General features: G+C 62.4%; 3 protein-coding genes and 1 tRNA gene. All 4 read right to left on the reverse strand.

Annotated features, from left to right (window positions below; all coding sequences use genetic code 11):
* A partial coding sequence (locus ACO1XS_RS07260) for a GspE/PulE family protein (protein WP_486390328.1) occupies positions 1–1178 on the reverse strand: 1178 nt, incomplete at its 3' end.
* Between the two features lie 122 nt (positions 1179–1300).
* Positions 1301–2596 carry an HlyC/CorC family transporter gene (locus ACO1XS_RS07265; protein WP_331571434.1) on the reverse strand — a complete coding sequence of 432 codons (1296 nt, stop codon included), beginning with the start codon at positions 2594–2596 and terminating at the stop codon, positions 1301–1303.
* Between the two features lie 140 nt (positions 2597–2736).
* Entirely contained in the window at positions 2737–3351 is a 615-nt protein-coding gene (locus tag ACO1XS_RS07270) for a hypothetical protein (RefSeq protein ID WP_331571432.1), read from the reverse strand.
* 382 nt (positions 3352–3733) lie between these two features.
* Positions 3734–3810 (reverse strand) — tRNA-Pro (locus ACO1XS_RS07275).
* Between the last annotated feature and the right edge of the window lie 58 nt (positions 3811–3868).

Below are 3868 nucleotides of genomic sequence, written 5' to 3' on the forward strand. Positions count from 1 at the left end.
TCCCGTACACGGTCGAGCGCGGCGCGGCGCAGAGTCGCGATACCCTCGGCGCGTGCTTGCCGCGCGAGCGTGTCGTGGCTCGTGCGCGAGACGATCGACTCGCGCATCGCGGCGGATATCGGCATGGTTTGATGCACGCCGACGCGCCCGCGATAGCCGATGCCATGACAAGCTTCGCAACCGGACGCGGACGTCGGAGCCCAGGCGCCTGTTTCGGCCTCGTCGAAGCCGGCCGCGCGCAGCTGTTCGGGTGACGCGGCCGTGGGCGTGGCGCAAATGGGGCATAGGCGGCGGACGAGCCGCTGCGCCGTGACGAGCCGCAACGCGGTGGCGACGTTCAGCGGCGGCACTCCAATATCGATGAGGCGCGCGATGGCGCTCGGTGCATCGTTCGTATGCAGGGTCGACAGCACCAGATGGCCCGTTTGAGCAGCTTTCACGGCGACATCGGCCGTTTCGCCGTCGCGGATTTCGCCGATCATGATCACATCGGGGTCTTGGCGCAGCAATGCGCGCAGCGCGGTAGCGAACGTCAAGCCGGTCTTGTCGCGTACGTTGAGCTGATTGATGCCGGCGAGCTCGATTTCGACCGGGTCCTCGACGGTGCAGATGTTGCGCGACGCGGTGTTGAGCATCTGCAGGAAGCAGTAGAGCGAAAGTGTCTTTCCGCTGCCTGTCGGCCCCGTCACGAGGATCAGTCCGTGCGGCGCGCGGATGGCCGCTTCGACGGCCGGTCTTTGCCACGCGTCGAAGCCGAGTGCCGCGAGCGAAAGATCGGCGGGCAGCGCTTGCATCCGGCGGAGCACGAGTTTTTCGCCGAATATCGTCGGCAGTGAACTGACCCGATAGTCTTGCGCCGCATCCGCGGCGAATGCGAGCCGCAGCCGCCCGTCCTGGGGCAGGCGGCGTTCGGCGATATCGAGCTTCGCGAGCACCTTCACGCGTGTCACTAAGGCGTCGCGCAGATGCGGCGGTGGTGCCGACGCCTCGTGCAGCACGCCGTCGATGCGCAAGCGAATGCGCCAGGTGCCATCGCCCGGTTCCACGTGGATATCGGATGCACCGAGTTGCGAGGCGCGCGCCAGCGTGTCGGCCAGAAGACGCACAGCCGGCGCGTCGTCCCCGTCGGACGGGAGCGGCGCGGCAGCAGGAAGAGGGAAGGGAAGCTGGGAAGACATCGAATGTCGGGTCAGTGCGGGATGCAGTCGTTCGAAAGCGATGAAGTCATCATCGCGTGAACGGCTGGCCGCCGACATTCGGCCGATCGGTCAGGGGCTGTCCGTCATCGGAGGGCAGTGCGTCAATCGCGTGCCGGTTTCGCCGCCGGCTGTGCTCTCGGTTTGAAGACCTTCACGGTGCGGATGGCCTGATCGTCGCTTTGCATCACTTCCAGCGGGATGTCGCCGATGCGCACGCAGACGTCGCCTTCGGGAATTTCCTCGAGCGTTTCCAGAATGAGACCGTTGAGCGTCTTCGGGCCGTCTGTCGGCAGGTTCAGCTGCAGCCAGCGGTTGAGTTCGCGCAGCGGCATACTGCCCGCGACGATGCATTCGCCTTGCTCGTTCCAGCCTCGCCGGGAGCCGGCGCTGCGTGGAATGGATGTCGTGAATTCGCCGATGAGTTCTTCCAGGATGTCCTCCGGCGTGACCATCCCTTGCAACTCGCCGTACTCGTCGACGACGAGCGCCGTACGCTGCCGCGTTTCCTGAAAGTACTGGAGTTGCTGGAATACGGGAGTGCCCGATGGAACGAAGTACGGCTCGGTGAGCAGCTCGCGCAGCGTTTCGCGTTCGAGTTCCTGCTTATGCAGCGCGGCGAGCGTCTTGCGGACGTGCAATACGCCGAGTACACGGTCGATATCGCCCTGATAGACGATCAGCTTGTTGTGATAGCAGGTTTCGAGTTGCCGCATGATGTCTTCGAACGGTGCGTCGAAATCGAGCGATTCGATGCGGCGGCGCGGAATCATCACGTCGTCGACGGAGATGTTTTCGAGGTCGAACAGGTTCAGCAGAATGCTGCGGTGCTTGGTCGGCATGAAACTGCCGGACTCCAGTACGATGGTGCGCAGCTCTTCGGTCGAGAGACGCTGATCGCGCCCGCCCTTGGTATTGATGTGCAAGAGCGCCAGAATCGCGTTCGAAAAAAGATTGACGAACCAGATGACCGGTTTCAGCGCACGCATGAGCGGCGCGATGATGAAGCCGGCAGGCAGCGCGATCTTCTCGGGGTAGGTCGCGCCGACGATCTTCGGCGTGATTTCGGCGAAGACGATGATGAGGAACGCGACGATGCCGGTCGCGATCGACAGCACGAGGTTGTTGCTGCCGAACGTGCGCAGCGCGATCGAGGTGGTCAGCACCGGGATGATCGTGTTGAGCAGATTGTTGCCGATGAGGATGACGCCGAGCAGCTCATCGGTGCGCGCGAGCAGGCCCTGCGTTGTCTTGGCGCCGAACGCGCCCTTGGTGACCAGATGTTTGAGGCGATGGCGATTGAGCGCCATCATCGCGGTTTCCGAGATCGAGAAGAAGCCGGAAACGAAGAGGAGTACGAAGACGGCGCCGACTTGCGCCCATAAGGGGAGGTGTTCCACGCGTAGCGAACAGGCCGAAAAGGGGATGGCGACAATATAGCAGAGCGCTGTGCGTGCCTATCGGCCGCGGACGCATGTCGGGCGCCAGGCAGTCAACGATTTGCAATCCCCAGCCGGGTTGTACTGACAACGACTAAGCATCATTGGCGACTGTCGTGGCCGTTGAGTTCGTTCAATATAGTTGGCAGGTGTGAACGAATCTGCTGTCTCGCTTGCGCGTCGTACAAGGCGCGAACCTGCTCGTCGCGACGCACGCCAAAGAGGATGGCTACGGTAAGGAGTGCGCAAGCCGACCTGTCGTCCGTGACCGTCGATTCAGCCCGTCTCAATACATCCGGATCCACCGGCGGCATAGCCATTGCCTCGGCTTGCCGCGCGATAGCTCTCAACAATTCCTGATCGAGTGAATGAGAAATCCCCAGGCGCGCTATCGCATCATCGGCGGATTCCATTCTTTGCGAGACCGCGTCGCATGCACCGGTCATGACCTCGAGGTCGGCGCGTGGTGCCGGTTCGGACCTGTCGCCGCTGTGATGCGTATCGAGCAGGAGCAGATGGTCCATCGGATGACGAATCCCATGTTCTTTGGCTGCGGCGTCCAGCGCGCGGTCGACACTGTTCGAATCGCGCCCATTACCGCTTGCTGCCAGCGAGCGATGGAAGGTCCAATGCGCAGGGACTATCTCGCTGACCGGCGCGCGCGGCGTATTCCACAGCTCGTCGAGGGCCGCTGTTGTCAAACCCTGGAGATACATCGTGAGTTGTTGGCCAGAATGGTTGTCTCTTCCGCTTCCATCGGCTGCTTGCCCGGCGTAGGCTCGTCTCGCAGTGAGGGGACCCAAAGCTGGTTGGGTCGAGGGAGGCGAACCACCTGCGTCGACCGCAGCATCTGAGTGGCTTGGCGGTAGCCAACCGTCGTTTGGTACTTCGGGTACGGGCCCGTTGATGCTAGTCATGACTCGCCTTCCTCCGCATGATGATGAACATGCAGCCTAACGAAGGCGAGCAGCGTTTTCGGCTGATGTGCGAAGGGAGCGGTCGCACGCCGAATGGGACCGCCTCTATTGCGGAGGCGCAGCGCCGAGCGAGCCGGAAAACAAAAAGGACCGACGAACCGTCGATCCTTTTTGGAAATTCTGGTCGGGGTGAGAGGATTCGAACCTCCGGCCTCTACGTCCCGAACGTAGCGCTCTACCAGGCTAAGCTACACCCCGAATTGGACTACTCAAGCAGATCAGTCGCTTTCAGGACTGCCTCGCCGTCGAGTAAGAA

The sequence above is a fragment of the Trinickia sp. genome (genome assembly GCF_057351765.1).

Bases quoted from the DNA above. Each gene is read 5' to 3' on its own strand.
- ACO1XS_RS07270 (WP_331571432.1), bottom strand. From the start codon at position 3,351: ATGTATCTCCAGGGTTTGACAACAGCGGCCCTCGACGAGCTGTGGAAT.